This window comes from Neptuniibacter halophilus (assembly GCF_030295765.1).
Lineage (GTDB): Bacteria > Pseudomonadota > Gammaproteobacteria > Pseudomonadales > Balneatricaceae > Neptuniibacter > Neptuniibacter halophilus.
Map to the genome: position 1 here is coordinate 428,910 of NZ_AP027292.1, position 15,201 is coordinate 444,110.

16 protein-coding genes are annotated in these 15,201 nt (G+C 54.0%); 5 read left to right on the forward strand and 11 right to left on the reverse strand.

Features of this window, described 5'->3' with window-relative positions; genetic code table 11:
- Positions 1-13: 13 nt before the first annotated feature.
- Positions 14-718: a pseudouridine synthase gene (locus tag QUD59_RS02030; protein WP_286239262.1), complete on the forward strand. Its 705-nt coding sequence runs from the start codon at positions 14-16 to the stop codon at positions 716-718.
- 84 nt (positions 719-802) lie between these two features.
- Here QUD59_RS02030 and QUD59_RS02035 read toward each other — a convergent pair whose 3' ends face one another.
- From QUD59_RS02035 to hpaH, 10 genes are all read right to left on the reverse strand, one after another.
- A complete protein-coding gene (locus QUD59_RS02035; RefSeq protein ID WP_286239263.1) occupies positions 803-1,288 on the reverse strand; it encodes a universal stress protein in 486 nt (161 codons plus the stop codon).
- A gap of 61 nt (positions 1,289-1,349) precedes the next feature.
- Positions 1,350-2,681: a TRAP transporter large permease gene (locus QUD59_RS02040; RefSeq protein WP_286239264.1), complete on the reverse strand. Its 1,332-nt coding sequence runs from the start codon at positions 2,679-2,681 to the stop codon at positions 1,350-1,352.
- A gap of 36 nt (positions 2,682-2,717) precedes the next feature.
- Positions 2,718-3,233, reverse strand: a complete 516-nt coding sequence (locus QUD59_RS02045; protein WP_286239265.1) for a TRAP transporter small permease — start codon at positions 3,231-3,233, stop codon at positions 2,718-2,720.
- A gap of 37 nt (positions 3,234-3,270) precedes the next feature.
- Positions 3,271-4,281 (reverse strand): TRAP transporter substrate-binding protein, encoded by a 1,011-nt coding sequence (locus tag QUD59_RS02050; protein WP_286239266.1) that lies wholly within the window; start codon positions 4,279-4,281, stop codon positions 3,271-3,273.
- Positions 4,282-4,762: 481 nt separating this feature from the next.
- A complete protein-coding gene (locus tag QUD59_RS02055) occupies positions 4,763-5,161 on the reverse strand; it encodes a 5-carboxymethyl-2-hydroxymuconate Delta-isomerase (RefSeq protein WP_286239267.1) in 399 nt (132 codons plus the stop codon).
- A gap of 108 nt (positions 5,162-5,269) precedes the next feature.
- Positions 5,270-6,793: a 5-carboxymethyl-2-hydroxymuconate semialdehyde dehydrogenase gene (gene hpaE, locus QUD59_RS02060; protein ID WP_286239268.1), complete on the reverse strand. Its 1,524-nt coding sequence runs from the start codon at positions 6,791-6,793 to the stop codon at positions 5,270-5,272.
- A gap of 104 nt (positions 6,794-6,897) precedes the next feature.
- Entirely contained in the window at positions 6,898-7,671 is a 774-nt protein-coding gene (locus tag QUD59_RS02065; protein WP_286239269.1) for a fumarylacetoacetate hydrolase family protein, read from the reverse strand.
- Between the two features lie 13 nt (positions 7,672-7,684).
- A complete protein-coding gene (locus QUD59_RS02070; protein ID WP_286239270.1) occupies positions 7,685-8,335 on the reverse strand; it encodes a fumarylacetoacetate hydrolase family protein in 651 nt (216 codons plus the stop codon).
- A gap of 16 nt (positions 8,336-8,351) precedes the next feature.
- Positions 8,352-9,158, reverse strand: coding sequence for a 4-hydroxy-2-oxoheptanedioate aldolase (gene hpaI, locus QUD59_RS02075; protein WP_286239271.1), 807 nt, complete (start codon positions 9,156-9,158; stop codon positions 8,352-8,354).
- 23 nt (positions 9,159-9,181) lie between these two features.
- Positions 9,182-9,985: a 2-oxo-hept-4-ene-1,7-dioate hydratase gene (hpaH, locus tag QUD59_RS02080; protein WP_286240979.1), complete on the reverse strand. Its 804-nt coding sequence runs from the start codon at positions 9,983-9,985 to the stop codon at positions 9,182-9,184.
- A 179-nt stretch (positions 9,986-10,164) separates the two neighbouring features.
- Between hpaH and QUD59_RS02085 the strand changes: the two genes are divergently transcribed.
- The 4 genes from QUD59_RS02085 to QUD59_RS02100 all read left to right on the forward strand — a co-directional run bounded on the left by QUD59_RS02085 (position 10,165) and on the right by QUD59_RS02100 (position 14,160).
- The gene (locus QUD59_RS02085) at positions 10,165-11,493 is read left to right on the forward strand and encodes a hypothetical protein (protein WP_286239272.1); all 1,329 of its coding nucleotides are present in this window, start codon (positions 10,165-10,167) and stop codon (positions 11,491-11,493) included.
- 103 nt (positions 11,494-11,596) lie between these two features.
- Positions 11,597-12,208 carry a glutathione S-transferase family protein gene (locus tag QUD59_RS02090; protein ID WP_286239273.1) on the forward strand — a complete coding sequence of 204 codons (612 nt, stop codon included), beginning with the start codon at positions 11,597-11,599 and terminating at the stop codon, positions 12,206-12,208.
- Positions 12,209-12,381: 173 nt separating this feature from the next.
- On the forward strand, positions 12,382-13,101 hold the full coding sequence (locus tag QUD59_RS02095; protein ID WP_286239274.1) for an SIMPL domain-containing protein: 720 nt from the start codon (positions 12,382-12,384) through the stop codon (positions 13,099-13,101).
- A gap of 63 nt (positions 13,102-13,164) precedes the next feature.
- Positions 13,165-14,160, forward strand: coding sequence for a zinc transporter ZntB (locus QUD59_RS02100; protein WP_286239275.1), 996 nt, complete (start codon positions 13,165-13,167; stop codon positions 14,158-14,160).
- On the opposite strand, the gene QUD59_RS02105 is transcribed toward QUD59_RS02100, so the two are convergent.
- Entirely contained in the window at positions 14,157-15,143 is a 987-nt protein-coding gene (locus tag QUD59_RS02105; RefSeq protein WP_286239276.1) for a YeiH family protein, read from the reverse strand. The two genes, QUD59_RS02100 and QUD59_RS02105, sit on opposite strands and share 4 nt — an antisense overlap.
- Positions 15,144-15,201: the final 58 nt, after the last annotated feature.

Sequence of the window (15,201 nt, forward strand, 5' to 3'; positions counted from 1 at the left end):
AGCGAAACGCCGTATGCCATCACACAAATCCCGCCTCGACCGCTTTATTTCGCAGCACAGCCCTTTCTCCCGATCAGAGGTGAGGCTGCTGATCGCGCAGGGCAGGATACGGGTCAATGACCAACCCGCCGATAAGATCAGTCAGGTGATTGGCCAGTTCTGCCGGGTTCAACTGGATGACCAGTTGCTGCAGGATAATCAGCCGATCTATCTGATGCTCAACAAACCCCTGAATACCGTCAGTGCGACCCGGGATGATAAACACCGCACGGTGCTTGATCTGCTTCCGGCCGAGTTTGCACACCTGCACATTGCCGGACGTCTGGATCTGAACTCCACCGGGCTGCTTCTGCTGACAAACGACGGGGGCTGGTCCAGTGGTATCACTGCTGCCGGGAAGAAAGTCAGCAAGCAGTATCAGGTTCGGGTTGCTAACCCGATTACCGCAGAGTATGCCGCAGCGTTCGCGGCAGGGTTCTATTTTCCGTTTGAAGATATCAAAACCCAGCCTGCGCTGCTGCACCAGACCGGGGAATATGAAGCCGAGATTACCCTTACCGAAGGGCGTTACCACCAGATCAAGCGGATGTTTGGCAGATTTCGTAATCCTGTCACCCGGATACACCGGACAGCGATCGGTGCCCTGCAACTGGACCCGGCACTCAAGCCCGGCGAAAGCCGTCTACTGACGGCAGATGAGATTAACTGCCTGAGATAACCGGCAAAAAAAAGGCTGACAGGAAACTGTCAGCCAAATAATCGACTTTTTAACCATCACCTGCCGGAGCAGGTCATGCGCAGCTTATTTTTTCAGGGGTACAATCAGTACGGGCCGTTTAGTGTTCTGCATCACTTTGGTAGCGGTTGAGCCCATCAGCATCTGGCCCAGACCGGAATGTGGTCGGGTTCCCATCACGATCACGTCAGCATCCAGCTCTTCAGCCACATCAACGATCACTTTCCAGGGCTTGCCCTCACGGATGACGGAGCTGACCTGCTCCGCCTTAAGCATATCCAGCTCTTCAACCTCTTCCTGGAAGAACTTGTCGATACGCGCTTCCAGTTTGTCTTTCAGGTTAACCAGGCTCTGCTCATACATCTCGCGCATCCCATCCTCTTTGAGCAGGGTCTGCAGCGCCATATCATCCTGATGCTGGTTTTCCAGCACATGCAGGTAAGTGATCTGCGCATTGTAATGACCGCACAGGCTCACCGCTGCGCGGAAAGCTGGCCGGGAGCCCTTTTCAATGTCAGATGCGTACAGGATTTTTTTTACGCCAGGTATCATTCTTCACCTCTCAAGGTCACGAATATACAGTCAGGGCGGGCTGTATCGCCCGCCCTGTTCATCAGCTTCGGTAGAGCAGTTCCGGCAGGAACAGCGAGATCGCCGGAAGCAGGGTAATCAGCGCCAGACGAACAATGTCAGCACACCAGAAAGGGGTAACGCCCTTGAAGATGGTGGAGGCTTTCACATCGCGTAATACGGCACTGAGCACGAACACGTTCATCCCCACCGGCGGTGTAATCAGACTGATCTCAGTCACAACCACCACAACAATACCGAACCAGACCAGATCAAAGCCCAGACTATCCACCAGCGGGAAGAAGATCGGTACGGTCAGCAGCAGCATCGACAGACTCTCAAACACCATCCCAAGAACGATATAGATGCCGAGAATAACCAGAATCACCACCATCGGTGATACTTCCAGCCCGTTAACAAAAGCCAGCAGATCCGCGGGCAGTCCGGCACGGTTGATGAAGTTCGAGAAGATCAGCGCACCAATCACTACACCAAACAGCATGGTGGTGGTACGCGCAGTGTCGGTGAGGATATCGAACAGGCTGCCCCAGGTCAGGCTCTTGCGCGCCAGTGCGATAAAGAACGCACCACCGGCACCGATACCCGCCGCTTCAGTCGGGGTGAAGATACCCAGATAGATACCGCCCATTACGATGGTGAACAGGATCAATACACCCCAGACACCGTTCAGCGCTTTCAGGCGCTCAGACCAGTCCAGCTTCTCACCACAGGGGCCCGCTTCAGGATCACGCCAGACCACGTAACGTACCGCCGCCAGATAGAGCAGAATACCGAGGAAGCCGGGAATAAAGCCCGCCGCAAACAGCTCACGGATACTGGTTTCGGTCAGCAGACCGTAGATCACCAGAATCACGCTCGGCGGAATCAGGATACCCAGAGTACCACCGGCAGCAATAGACGCGGTGGCCAGAGAATCGGAGTAGCCGTACTTACGCATCGGTGGCATCGCCACTTTAGCCATAGTCGCCGAGGTTGCCAGACTTGAACCACAGATCGCCGAAAAACCACCACAGGCCACGACGGTCGCCATCGAGAGGCCACCTTTACGGTGTCCCAGAAACGCATTAGAAGCGCGGTAAAGTTCCTGTGATAAACCGGATTTTGTCACCAGGTTACCCATCAGGATAAACAGGGGAATCACGGACAGGCTGTACTCCTGCGCCGTATCGATGACACGTTTGGACGCCATCGACAACGCGCCATTCCAGCGGAAGTCCATGAAGTTGTCGAAACTGAGGCCCTGCATGTATGCGAAACCGAAGAAGCCGACCAGGCCCATCGCAAAGGCGATCGGTACCCGGACCACAACGATAATCAGCAGCAGGATCGCAAAGCCCGTTAATGCAGTAATCATTCTGAAAATACCTGTTGAATTGATTCAGGTCGCGGATCAGTCACGCGACACAAACAGCAGTCGGTAGACACCGTAGGTGATCATCGCGCCCGCGGTGACCCAGCTCATAATGGCGATATACTCCACGATATAGCCGACCGGCATCTGCAGGTACTCCGTTACCTCTTCGCGGCGAATGGAACGTTCCGCCAGCTCGTAAATACGAACGGCCAGAAAGTACAGCGAGGTCGACATCAGAAACGCCGATACCAGACCCAGGGCTTTAATAACACGGTTGCCCAGCGCTTTATCCAGAATATCCACCACCACATGACCACCGCGCCAGGTCACCACAGGTAACTCAGCAAAGACCAGAATCGCAATCCCCATCTCGGTCAGTTCGGTTGCACCATCGACAGCATTCCCCAGAAAGTACCGACCAAATACGTCGGCACAGGTTAGTGCCATCAGGAAGAAAAGGGTTAATGCCGCAATCAACTCAAGAAAAAAGGCCAGCCAGGCGACTGGCCCTTTTTCTTCGTAGTGCGCTGAAATCCAGGCACTCAAAGTCATAGAAGACTCCTAACTAAATCTTTGAAACAGCCGTAACTTACTTGTAGCTACGCGCTATCTCACGCAGTTCAGCCAGAGCAGCCTTGGCGTCTACGCCACGGTCAGACACTGACTCCAGGAAGGCTTCATCCATGCCCTTAGTGATGGCTACAAATTCCTCTGCCAGCGGATCGCCCGCTTTAACCATAGTGATGTTCACGCCCGCTTCTTTAGCAGCTTCAACACCTTCAGCATCGCCCGCATCCCATGCACGGCCTGCCATCGCAGACAGTTTTTCACCGGATACAGACATGATCGCTTCACGATCTTTCGGATCCAGATCTTCCAGGAATTCAGGGTTCATGAACATTGCGAAGCTGCCCATGTACATGCCGCCCGGCAGCATGATCACGTTACGTGCAACCTCTTTCAGGCGCAGAGACTTCTGCTCGCCCATCGGGATGAATACACCATCGATAACGCCCTGCTGCATCATCTCGTAAACTTTAGGCGCCGGTGCGCCAACCGCGGTTACACCCAGACGATGACCGATCTCACCCTGAACACCACCGCCCAGACGGATCTTCTTACCGCTCAGTTCAGACAGCGAGCTGATTGGCTCAGCCATGTGGATCTGACCCGGACCATGTGTGAACAGACCGATCACTTCCAGACCATCATGTTCGTTAGCTTTGGCAAAGTATTTCTGGTGGATGCGCCAGTGCGCTACAGAAGCGGCTTCTGCGCTGGCACCCAGCAGTGGCTGTTCAACCGCCTGAGTCAGTTTAAAACGGCCAGGTACGTAACCGTGGTAGCTGAAAGAGGCATCAACTACGCCATCTTCTACCAGTTCGTACATGGTTTTCGGGTGGCCCATACCATATTCAATAGCCACCTTGACCCGGCCTTCAGTGGCTTCTTCTACCCACTTTGACCAGGTTGGCCATACAACAGCATTCTGAGGATGAGTTGGCGGCAACCAACTGGCTACACGCAGGGTCGTTTCAGCAGCGGCCTGACCTGCAACGCCCATGAATAATCCAATAGCAAGAACTTTCTTTAGATTCATTATTGTTTCCTCTATTTAACCGTTTTTATTATTAAATGCTAAATATATTAACTATAGATCAAATAACCATATTTTATTTAAGGTTTATTTAACCCGTTCATTCCCGCATGTCAGTGTTACCTGCAGTCTTACGCCGCATAGTGACCACTGTGCCCGTCCAATCAAGATATTAAGCAGCAATATCTAAAGAACTTGTGAACAAACCCTGTCAGTGCTCTGCAGGACCCGTCCGCAGGTTCCCTGACCAGTCAGGCCACGAAACAAACATCCTTGGCATTATATCCTGATACTTTTAAAAACAGCAATCATACCATTTACGTATCACTTTAATTCTTACACTAAGTTTACAGCCTTTAAATTTGCTGCAACCGCACAAGAACTCTGCCCAATTACCCTTTTATGCGATACCTTCAGCTTAGACTCTGAATTAAAAAATGTAACACTTTATTCAGAACTAATCGTCAGTCCGCAGCGCTCTGCTTCAGCCGCCCTGCTGCAGCTTTGCGATCTTTTCGTGAATATTATTTTTTCGGTAATTACGCTCCGGGTGCAGTTCGATCATCTCAAAGCCGATACTCATATAACGACGTTGAAAAACCGGTTCCAGACACTCGGTAAAGGTTTCAAACACTTTATCTGAAGCGGCTTTCAGCACCTCAGGTTCACGCCCTGAGCCCACCTTGGCGGTCAGATGAATAAAAGTATTGTCCGGATCACCCTCGCCTATGCGGTAGTGCTCGCAGCGAATCGCCCGGGTGCGGATTCCGCCAATCGGGAACACCCCGGTGGCGATCGCGGTTTCATTCAGCTTTTCAAACAACGCCGGAATATCCAGGTCGTCATCCAGATTGGCCGAGTATTCCATTATGAAATGGGGCACGCAGAATCTCCTTGTTAACTATCGGTTCGGAGCAGCAGCCGTGGTTTACCCAAACGCGATAAACCACGGCTGCACGTCGAACACTCGCCTTAAGACAGTGTCGTCTGATTAACGACCCAGCACCGGAATACGGTGTGTATCGTGAGCGATACACACGTTTTTAGTTTCCATGTAGAAGTCGAAGCTCCAGTCACCACCGTCACGGCCAATACCGGACATCTTCACACCACCGAACGGTGATGGCAGGTTACGGTTGTTCTCGGAGTTAACCCAGAGCATGCCCGCTTCCACTTTGTCCGCCATACGCATGGCACGGCCGGTATTGCTGGTCCAGATGTAACCCGCCAGACCGTAAACAGTTTCGTTGGCCAGTTTGATCGCTTCCTCTTCGGTTTCGAACTCGATCGCGGTCAGCACCGGGCCGAAGATCTCTTCCTGAGCGATACGCATGCTGTTTTTAGCATCGGTGAACAGGGTCGGTGTCACCCAGTTGCCCGGCCCCATCTCATCACGCAGAGACTTGCCACCTACCGCAATGGTGGCACCGTCTTCTTTAGCGATATCGAAGTAGCTGGTGACCTTGTCATAGTGACCACTGTGTACCAGTGGGCCTACTTCGGTAGCCGGATCCAGTGGGTGACCCACTTTGATGTTCGCAACACGCTCTTTCAGTGCGCTCAGGAACTTGTCCTTAATACCGCTCTGAATAAGCAGACGGCTGGAGCTGGTGCAGCGCTGGCCGTTAAGGCTGTAGATCATGAACACAACCGCATCCAGAGCACGGTCGAAATCCGCATCGTCAAATACGATCACCGGGTTTTTACCACCCAGTTCCAGATGCAGACGCTTCAGAGTCTGAGCGGTCTGTGCCTGAATCAGCTTACCGGTTGCAGAATCACCGACCAGCGCAACCGCTTTAATGGCCGGGTGTTCGGTCAGGGTTTTACCGGCAACGGAGCCAAAGCCGTTGACCATGTTCCAGACACCTTTTGGCAGACCTGCCGCTTCGGCACACTCCGCCAGAATAGACGCTGTCAGCGGACTCAGTTCTGCAGGCTTGTGTACCACGGTGCAACCGGAAGCCAGTGCCGGCGCGATCTTCCAGGTGGAAAGCATGAACGGGGTATTCCATGGCGTAATCACAGCCACCGGTCCGATCGGGTTACGCACGGTGTAGTTGGTGTGTTCCGCCTGATGCAGGGACAATCCATTACGCGCTTCCGGTGCCTGATCGGCAAAGAAGCGAAAGTTAGCCGCACCACGTACCGCAGCCTGACGCATGAAACGGATCGCCTGACCGCAGTCCATGGATTCAACCATGGCGATCTCTTCAGCCCGTTTTTCCAGCTCATCACCCAGACGGTGCAGGATCTTACGACGCTCAGCACCCGGTGTAGCTGCCCAGGCTTCAGCCGCCGCAGCCGCCGCTTCACAAGCGGCGTTGACGTCTTCTTCGGTAGCCGCAACCACTTTGCCCAGATAGCTCTGGTCGAAAGGCGTGGTGTTATCGAAGGTTTCGCCTTTGCTGCCCAGTGTCCATTCACCGTTGATGTAGTGACCCAGGGTGTTCTCTTTGAAACGCGCCAGATAACCTTCCGCTTTCGCGATGTTTTCTTGCAGTTGTTCGCTCATCTGTTTTCTCCACTCTCAGGACCGGAGGCCTTCTGTTGACGGGCCGGTTCCGGTCATAAACGGGCTCAGATCACCGGCAGTTCAGGACCGCCGGTCTCTATGAATTAATATTTGTCGCCGTAGAATTCCTGCTCGGAAACGATGTAGGTTTCCAGTGCACCAATCTTCTCGATCTCGCAGACCACTTTGTCACCCGGCTGCATATCTTTCAGACCTTCCGGCGTTCCGGTTGCAATCATATCGCCCGGTTTCAGGGTCATGATCTTGCTCAGGTATTCCACCAGGAACGGCACATCGAAGATGATGTCTTTAGTGGTGCCTTCCTGTGTCAGTTCACCGTTCACGTGTGTGGTTACACGCAGATCGGAGATATCACCCACATCGTCTTTATCGATCACATAGGGACCGATCGGCAGCAGGGAATCACGGCTCTTAACCCGCAGGTTAGGACGGTAGTAGTTTTCCAGATAGTCGCGGATCGCAAAGTCGTTACATACGGTGTAACCGGCGATGTAATCCATCGCATCTTCACGGGAGATGTTCTTACCTTCCTTACCAATCACTGCAACCAGTTCACACTCATAGTGCTGGAATTCAATGTTGTCCGGACGGTAAGCGTTCTGCTTGTGACCGGTCAGGGTGTTGGTACCTTTAAGGAATACCAGTGGCTCTTTAGGTGGTTCAAATGCCAGCTCACGGGCGTGATCGGCATAGTTCAGTCCCAGCGCAAAGATCGTTCCCGGATTCTCTACCGGGCAAAGCCAGGTGACATCCGCTTCATTGATTAGCTGGCCGTCTGTTTTGGATTTCAACTGGCCGTTATCTTCTACGGTTACATCCAGTTCGGAGCCGTTAAAAAGTACGCGTGCGTGTTTCATGTTTAAGCTCCCCTTATTGACCCAACTGGTTGTTCAGGCTGACCACGCCAGCAATTTCAGATGTCACCTTATCGCCTTTGTTCACCGGCGCGCGCTGGCCCGGGAAGGCAACGGCGATCACATCGCCCGGCTGCAGAGTCATGATGTAGGAGATCGTGCTGATCAGTTCAGCAACACCACGTACAGTACGGCTCAGTGGCATCTCATTCACCACTTCACCATTCACTTTGGTCACTACGCTCAGCGCCTGTGGGTCAGCTACATTTGCAGCGGCAACTACGTCTGCACCGATCGGGGCACTGCCGTCCAGGCACTTACCTTTGATATCCGGGCGGTAGTAGCTTTTTTCCGGCAGGGAGAAGTCATGTACCAGGGTATAGCCGCCGACGTAATCCAGCGCTTCTTCCTGACTGACACGGCAGCACTCTTTACCGAAAACAACGGCCAGAGACGCGCCCACCACCATGCTTTCGGCATCCGCAGCCCACTCCACCTCAGCACCTTCGGTGCTCCAGGTGTTGTGAGGTTTGAAATACAGAACCGGCTGGGTCGGTGCACTTTTATACGGCGCTTCATTAAACTCAGCCTGCATGGCCTCGAACTGTTCAGCATCGTTCAGTGCAACACAGACCAGCTTACCTTTTACGATTGGATTGTTTGTCATCATTCTCTACCTGAAATTAATATCCGCTTGAGCCCGCAGCGTCTGCTTTGTTCTCACCGGATTTAAAACTGTCTGCCAGTTGCTTAGCCGCGTTGCTCAGCAACAGGGTATCCACACCGATGCCGACAAATTTGGCACCCTTGTCTACATAGTTGTGCGCTTTGGCCGGGTTGATGCACAGCAGGCCAGCCGCCTTACCGGCATCATTGATAACCTGCAGACCGTTCTCGATCGCTGCCACCACTTCCGGGTGATCCGGATTGCCGATATGGCCCATAGACGCAGACAGATCAGACGGGCCGATAAACACACCATCGACCCCCTCAACTGCGGCAATCTCCGCCAGATTTTCCATAGCCGTAACCGTTTCTGCCTGCACAATCAGACAGATCTCATCATTGGCCTTCTGCAAGTAACCGGGAATCCGGTTCCAGTTCGCCGCACGCGCCAGCGAACTGCCGAGCCCACGAATGCCCTGTGGCGGGTACTTCACCGCAGCGACCAGTTCACGGGCCTGCTCTGCGGTATCACACATCGGTACCAGCAGGGTCTGCGCGCCAATATCCAGCAGACGCTTGAGCAGTGCGGTTCGTCCCTCTTCAGGGCGGACAATGGCCGGCACACCGTAAGGTGCAATCGCCTGCAGATGACGCATCGTAGAATCCAGCTCAAACGGTGCGTGCTCACTGTCGATCAGCAGCCAGTCAAAGCCAGAGCCTGCGAGAATCTCCGCACAGCTTGCATCCGGCAGACCGAGCCAGAGGCCCCACAGTGGCTGATCGCCCTGCAGTGCCTGCTTAAATTTGTTAACCGGGAGTTCCATAACCACTCTCTCTCAGGATCTGATTAAACGAACTTCACAGAGATGCCGCCCAGCGGGCCGTAATCTGCGTGTACCGTATCACCGGCTTTAACCGGCACCGGACGGGTAAAGGAGCCGGACAAAATCACCTGACCCGGTTCCAGCGCAACGCCGTGTGGCGCAAAACGCTTACATACCCAGCAGATACCGTTGGCCGGATTACCCAGTACGCCCGCGGCGATACCGGTCTCTTCGATCTGGCCATTGAGGTACAACAGGGCACCCGCCCAGCGCATATCGATATCCATCGGTTTCACCGGACGCCCTCCCAGAATGATGCCGGCATTCGCTGCGTTATCCGCGATGGTATCCAGCACTTTACGGGTGTAGCCGGTTTCCGGGTCGGTTCGGTGACAGCGCGCCGCGATCAGCTCAATCGCCGGAATCACGTAATCGGTGGCATTCAGTACATCAAAGATGGTGATGTTTTCACCTTCCAGGCGATCCTTCAGGACAAACGCCAGTTCCACCTCAATGCGCGGATCAAGGAAGTCAGAAGCCTTGATCTCGGCACCGTCGTCGAAGAACATATCGTCCAGCAGCACACCGTAGTCCGGCTGATCAATGTTCACGGCCATCTGCATAGCACGGGACGTCAGGCCGATCTTGTACCCTTTAACAGAAGCACCCTCTTCGATCTTGCGATCAACCCAGGCTTTCTGGATCTTGTAGGAGTCATCCATGGTCATATCGCTGTATTCCAGCGTCAGTGCAGGAATCTGCTGGCGCTCTTTTTCAGCTTTATATAGACGATCTGCTGCGTTTTTGATCTGTTCCGGCGTTAACATAAACATCCTCGTTGCTGTATCTGGGTGCGCTGGGATCACCGCTACACCTGAATCTTTTTACTCATGCGGGAAACATAAGTAACATGTTAACTACAATATACTTAATATATTAATCAATTTCCAGCCCCAAATTTTTCCGTTATCCTGTTTACAACTAAATGATGAGCTTTGAGCACTGAATGCTAAAAAATACACTGACTGAAAAAGTAGTCACCGTATGGCCGGGCGGCAAGCTATCCGGCCCGGTTCTGTTCCTGATGTGGGCCTTCGCCCTGCTCAGTCAGACCCTCTATCCGGCGCTGCTGGCACCGGCAACACTGCTCGGCTGGCTCTATGTTGCGATCGAAGCGCCCAGACTGAACCCGAAGCAGCGACCACTGATACTGGTACTGGGCGTAGCCGGGATGCTGTTCTCCATGCTGGCCTGGGCTTTCGGATCTGATGCCACACTCATCGGGTTGCTGGATGAACACCTGAAGCTGGCGATGCTGCTCACTGCGATCAGCTTTATCGGGCTGGCGATCAAACCTCAGGCCGGTAGCAGCAGCAAAGGCTTTAAAAGCTACCTGAGCACCCTGCTGGGGATGCATCTGTTTTCTGCCGTGGCCAACTTCTCGGCTCTGCCGGTAGTTGGCGATCAGTTGAAACGTAAGGGGACGGTTGATCGCCTCTCCCAGAGCATTCTTGCCCGCGGCTTCAGCTTTTCGGTGCTCTGGTCACCGTTTCTGAGTATTACGCCACTGGTACTGGAGCAGGTGCCGGGCGCGAAAATCAGTAATATTTATCCCTACTCTGTTCCGCTGGCGATAAGCGGCATTCTATTCACCCTGCTGGAAGCCCGGTTCCGCTACCGGAGCCGCTTTGAAAACTATCAGGGTTATCCGATGAAGCTGGCCACGCTGCACCTACCCATGCTGCTGATCGGTTGTGTACTGCTGCTGGCCTGGCTGTTTCCGGGCACCTCCACGGTGATTCTGGTTTCAATCGTCGCCGTCAGTGTGCCGTTGCTGGTTGTCGCCAGACAAAGCGGTATTCGTGAAGCCGGACACACCCTGCATCAGCAAATTTTTGAGCGGCTCAGCGAAAGCCGTACCGAAATTTCTCTGTTTCTCTGTGCCGGGTTGCTGGCTGCCGGGGTAAAGGCCTGTATCGGGGTTGGCCTGATCAGCCTGCCATTTACCGAAACCAATGCACTGGTTGCCTCTTTCTGTCTGGTCGCGGTATTGCTGATTGCCTCTCTCGGCATTAACCAGCTCGCCGTGGTAGCGATCTTTGCCGGGCTGCTGGCCGATGTCACCACCACTCCGACGATTATGGGTGTGGCTTTTATTTACGCCACTGCTCTGTCGATGTTCAGCAGCGTATTCAGCGGTACCAATATGATTCTGCGCGCCCGTTACGGCTGCACCAGCCGGGCTATTCTGCGCAACCAGCTACCTTATAGTCTGCTGATGCTACTGGTCGGGATCGCCACCCTGTTTCTGATGGAAGCGATGGGCGTGAAGTAAACGGGGCTTGCTAAGCCACTATGAATCACATAGGTTAGCGTCATACACAGCCCCGGCAGAGCCCGGGGCGGACTATAATTAACATATTAAGTACGAGGTCAGGATGATTAAGGTTTACGGTAGCGTTTATTCCCGCGCCAGCATGGTGATGTGTGTTCTGGAAACACTGGGCCTGGAATATGAATACATCCCGCACCTGCCGAAAGGTAAAGAGATCAAGCAGGATGATTATCTTGCAATGAACCCGAACGGCAAAGTACCGACTCTGGTCGATGGCGATCTGGTTCTGTGGGAAACTCAGGCGATTCTGTTCTATCTGGTCGACAAATACGGGAATGGCCAACTGTGGAGCAACAGACCTGAAGGCCGCGCGGATATCTATCGCTGGTCACTGTTTGTCAGCAACCAGTTGGAACTGTTTGCGCTGGATCTGTTTATCCAGAACAAATTCGTGCCTGAAGAGTTGCGCGATGAAGCGATTATCCTGCGTGCTCAGGCTGAACTGGATAAGCACCTGCCCATCCTCAACAGCCACCTGGAAGGACGTGAGTTTGTCGCCGGCGACAGCCTCAGCGTGGCGGATATCCACGGTGCGACTATTCTTTCCTGGGCTAAGCTGGTTGGCTATGACTTCAAACAGTTCCCGAATGTCGACGCCTGGATCAAGCGCCAGATCAAATCCGAAGCGCAGCAGAAGGTGAATGCGAAAGCCTGATCCGCTCTCGCATGAGGTCAGTTTACAAAGCCGGATCACTCCGGCTTTTTAATACCCGCACCGTTCCCCTCTGTTAATCAGCGATCAACACTATTCAGGAAAGATACAGAGTATCGTCACCAGAATACTCCCCCATTAACCACTCAGCCCTTACCCACTAAAGGATTATCAAAATGCAGAGATCAGTTACTCCACTGGCGATTATCTTAGGGCTGTCGATCCTGTCAGGCCTCACCGCGCTGGGCTATCTGCTTGGCGATGCCGCCATCCGCTACAAACAGTTTGAGCGCAGCGTCACTGTAAAAGGCTTATCTGAACGTGAATATAAGGCGGATATTGCGCTCTGGCCGATTCAGTTTTCAGCCGCCGCCAACCAGCTCGACACGCTCTATACCTCCCTTGAGAGCCATACCGATAAGATCCGCAGTTTCCTGCTTCTGAACGGCATCCACCCGGATGAGATCAGTATCGCCTCTCCTGCGATTACCGATAAATCAGCCCAGACCTACGGCAGTAACAGCCGGCCCGAATTCCGTTACAGCGCCCTGCAGACCGTCACCGTCTACTCAACCAATATTGAGGTAGTACGCAATGTGATGAAAAAACTCTCCTCACTTGGCCGCGAAGGCATCGTCTTTACCGGAGGAGATTATCAGGCCCAGACCGAGTATCTTTTTACCCGGCTTAATGAGGTCAAACCGGAGATGGTTGAAGAGGCAACACGACAAGCACGGGAGGTGGCCGAGAAATTTGCCACGGATTCTGACAGTAAACTGGGCAAGATCAAGCGCGCCTCACAGGGGCAGTTCAGTATCAGCAACCGGGATCGGAATACCCCGCACATAAAAAGAGTGCGTGTTGTCTCCACTGTGGAATATTATCTGTCGGATTAGGCGACCATTCGCGCACAGGTATTCAACCTTGCCAGCCTGATACTGGGTATTAGGGACAATCAGATGCAAACGACAACTCAAAACCAACAGCCGGTTCCCGGTCTGCTGCATTCACTCTGCCTGGATGGAAACGGGGGGGCTACCGCACCTTCCGATCCGGCTTCGCTTAACCTGAAGAATGCGCCGGAACACCTCTGGCTGCACTTCGATTATACCGCTACCGGTGCCAGAGAGTGGTTACAGGAAAATTTTCAGCTCAACGAAATCGCCCTGGATGGGCTGTTCAGTGATGACAGCCGGCCCCATGTACTGAAGCGGGCCGATCACCTGCTGCTGGTCCTGCGCGGGGTCAACCTCAATCCCGGATCAGACCCGGAAGATATGGTGTCATTACGAATCTGGTGTGACGGCCAGCGGCTGATCAGCACCCGGCGCCGCGCCCTGCTCTCCACCGAAGATATGCTCAACACCTTGCGCGACCAGTCCGGTCCGAAACAGATTCCGGAGTTGCTGACCGAGTGGATCGACCGGATTATATGGCGAATGAGCGATACCGTGGATGGTCTGGAAGAATCCCTGTCAGACACAGAAGAGCAACTCTTTACCGCCGCACCCCGCGAGATGCGCTCAACCCTGCTCCGGCTGCGCCAGCAAAGCATCAGCATTCGCCGCTATATTGCGCCGCAGAGGGAGGCGATCAACCGCCTGATCAGCGAGCCGGTGAGCTGGCTCGATGAAATGACCCGACTGCGCCTGCGCAGCATCGCCGACCGCCAGATACGGCACATCGAAGATATCGATACCGTCAGAGAGCGGGCCGGCATGGCTCAGGAAGAGCTGGCCAGCACCGTGGCAGAACAGATGAACCGCCGCGCCTATGTACTCACCATCGTTGCCGCTATTTTCCTGCCATTGGGCTTCTTTACCGGCCTGTTGGGGATCAACGTCGGCGGTATGCCGGGTGTGGAAAGTAGCGATGCCTTCTGGCTGGTCGTCGCGCTGTGCGGCCTGATCACGGCCCTGCTGATGGCAGTGTTCTACTGGAAACGCTGGCTCTAGCCGATAAACAGCCGATTCAGCGCGTAACCCGCGCTCAGCAGAATGACAAAAAGGCTCAGGGCCAGCAGCAGAGGCTTAGGGCCCAGTTCACGCAGGAGTGTGATCCGGGTCTGACAGCCCAGCGCAGCCATCGCCAGAGTAAGACCAAATCCGCCCAATTCCAGACATGTCTGTTTCAGGTCAGCAGGGATATCCCACACAGAATTAACGCCAACCAGGGCAACAAAACCGAAGACAAACCAGGGCACCACCAGCGCAGGTTTTGAGCCCGCCGCCACCGCTTCACGCCAGTTCAGCCAGCTACCCAGCAAGAGAATGAAGGGCGCCAGCAGCAACACCCGGATCAACTTACTGATCAGCGCATTATCCTGCACCGCCGGACTGATCGACTGACCTGCAGCCACCGCCTGAGCGACTTCATGTACCGTGCTGCCGATATAAACACCGTAGGCGCTATCGCTCATCCCGCTAAGCGGAAAAAGAAGCGGGTAACTGAACATCGCCAGAGTACCAAACAACACCACCGTCGCAATGGCCATAGTCACGTGTTGCTGCCGCGCCTTCAGGCTGGCATTGGTGGCCAATACTGCGGCAGCACCACAGATGGCACTGCCGGAGGAGATCAACAGCACCAGATCCCGGGGCAACCCTAACAGGCGACAACCGATCAGCAGACCACTGCCGATAATCAGGCTCACCATTAAACCGTTCAACAGCAGTGTCATCCAGCCCAGCGCTGCGATCTGCTGAAAACTGACGCTCAGACCAAGGAGAATAATACCCGCACGCAAACAGCGTTGCTGACAGAATCGGGTAAACGCCAGCTCCCGCTCACTGCTACTCCCCCTCTCCCAATGCCCGACCAGCATCCCCAGAAGAATAGCCAGTGGCAGGGCGCCCAGCCCGGCATGGCTGAACCCGTCAATCTGAGATAGCTGGATAGCAGCAACAGCGATCAATGGCAGGGTAAACAGACGGTTCATGGCACTCTCCAGTTAACAGGTGGAGAGATTGTCAGCGCAAACCAAGCATAAGTATAAT

Bases quoted from the DNA above. Each gene is read 5' to 3' on its own strand.
- QUD59_RS02035 (WP_286239263.1), bottom strand. From the start codon at position 1,288: ATGATACCTGGCGTAAAAAAAATCCTGTACGCATCTGACATTGAAAAG.
- QUD59_RS02105 (WP_286239276.1), bottom strand. From the start codon at position 15,143: ATGAACCGTCTGTTTACCCTGCCATTGATCGCTGTTGCTGCTATCCAG.
- hpaE (WP_286239268.1), bottom strand. From the start codon at position 6,793: ATGAGCGAACAACTGCAAGAAAACATCGCGAAAGCGGAAGGTTATCTG.
- QUD59_RS02045 (WP_286239265.1), bottom strand. From the start codon at position 3,233: ATGACTTTGAGTGCCTGGATTTCAGCGCACTACGAAGAAAAAGGGCCA.
- QUD59_RS02100 (WP_286239275.1), top strand. From the start codon at position 13,165: ATGCAAACGACAACTCAAAACCAACAGCCGGTTCCCGGTCTGCTGCAT.
- QUD59_RS02050 (WP_286239266.1), bottom strand. From the start codon at position 4,281: ATGAATCTAAAGAAAGTTCTTGCTATTGGATTATTCATGGGCGTTGCA.
- QUD59_RS02040 (WP_286239264.1), bottom strand. From the start codon at position 2,681: ATGATTACTGCATTAACGGGCTTTGCGATCCTGCTGCTGATTATCGTT.
- QUD59_RS02095 (WP_286239274.1), top strand. From the start codon at position 12,382: ATGCAGAGATCAGTTACTCCACTGGCGATTATCTTAGGGCTGTCGATC.
- QUD59_RS02030 (WP_286239262.1), top strand. From the start codon at position 14: ATGCCATCACACAAATCCCGCCTCGACCGCTTTATTTCGCAGCACAGC.
- hpaI (WP_286239271.1), bottom strand. From the start codon at position 9,158: ATGGAACTCCCGGTTAACAAATTTAAGCAGGCACTGCAGGGCGATCAG.
- QUD59_RS02065 (WP_286239269.1), bottom strand. From the start codon at position 7,671: ATGAAACACGCACGCGTACTTTTTAACGGCTCCGAACTGGATGTAACC.
- QUD59_RS02085 (WP_286239272.1), top strand. From the start codon at position 10,165: ATGCTAAAAAATACACTGACTGAAAAAGTAGTCACCGTATGGCCGGGC.
- QUD59_RS02090 (WP_286239273.1), top strand. From the start codon at position 11,597: ATGATTAAGGTTTACGGTAGCGTTTATTCCCGCGCCAGCATGGTGATG.
- hpaH (WP_286240979.1), bottom strand. From the start codon at position 9,985: ATGTTAACGCCGGAACAGATCAAAAACGCAGCAGATCGTCTATATAAA.
- QUD59_RS02070 (WP_286239270.1), bottom strand. From the start codon at position 8,335: ATGACAAACAATCCAATCGTAAAAGGTAAGCTGGTCTGTGTTGCACTG.